The 1196-nt window shown below is 37.4% G+C and carries 1 pseudogene; it reads right to left on the reverse strand.

Features of this window, described 5'->3' with window-relative positions:
* Positions 1-1196 (reverse strand): annotated as a pseudogene (locus OU792_RS18550) (hypothetical protein); the annotation flags it as partial.

Genomic DNA, 1196 nt, shown 5'->3' on the forward strand with positions numbered 1-1196 from the left:
GATTATTAGGATTGTAAATAGGGTCTATTGTCGGAAGTACTTCAAAAATCTCTGATTCGCAGATTTCATCTCTATAGGGATCTAATTCGACTGGAGTACCACGAGTTTCGGTGAATTCAAATATAAGTTCATCCTCCACCATACAAGGATCAGCTGAAAGTCCGGTATTATTGTTACACGGAGGTCCAAGCGATTCTGAACTTGGATTGGTAGCCCGAACGAAGATACTTCCTAAATTCAGCCCAGAAAGATCGAATGTAGCTGTGATGTATCCCTCTGCATTGTAAGTTTCTGAAACCAACGTGGTATTTACAGGGCCATTTGCATCATAAAATTCCACTTGGTATTTGCCTGGGTCATCTACGAGGTTGTCTATAACTATACCTGTGATTTTTCCATCATTTTGCCCGTCGCATGACGGATTTTCTGGTATGCCCTTAAATACAATCTCAGGAAGTGGATTTATGGTAATCGTTATAGGAATACCATCCGATTCCAGACCGAAATTATCAACAATTTTATACCAAGCGGTTACAGTCCCATAAAAGGATAAATCTGTTCTTACATATCTAATTAAAGCCTGATTGAATTCTCCTGGTTCTACTTCATCTGAAAGTTCTGCAATCAATTCACCAACCTGTCTTGTTGGGTCACTAGGGTCATATACAGGGATTCTCTTATTCTGATCTGAACATCTTTCATCGCATACTAATCCACAATCAAAATTTTCTTGACCAAAATTATTAACTCCAGGCCCTGGATCTAATTCATAGAGCTGAATACATTGGATAAACGCATTTATACTGGAAGGTAGATTTACACAAAAAGGAAATTCAACATCATCACTTTGGTCAATACAAACCTCTCTTAGAAGGCTTGGGGGCTGAGGTTTTTGATTTTCTTGAATACTAGAAACCTGTACTTCAACATTCCTTATCTCATGAAAATTAGTATGAGGGCTTCCAGTAGCAGCGGCAAAACCTAATTTTAAAGTATTAGGCGCAAGAAATCCATAGGGTACATCAGAAAAAATATTTACTACCCTAGGAGTTCCATTACTATTTACCAGCATGTCTACAGTAATTGTATAAAACCCAGGATTGGTCAAATCAGGTTTTAAATCAATAAATACTTTTCTATAGCCAACTTCACTACAAAGTAATGCTTTAGTATCTGAGTCTATTGGAAATCTAAGA

The organism is Algoriphagus sp. NF, assembly GCF_028823735.1.
Classification (GTDB): Bacteria; Bacteroidota; Bacteroidia; order Cytophagales; family Cyclobacteriaceae; genus Algoriphagus; species Algoriphagus marincola.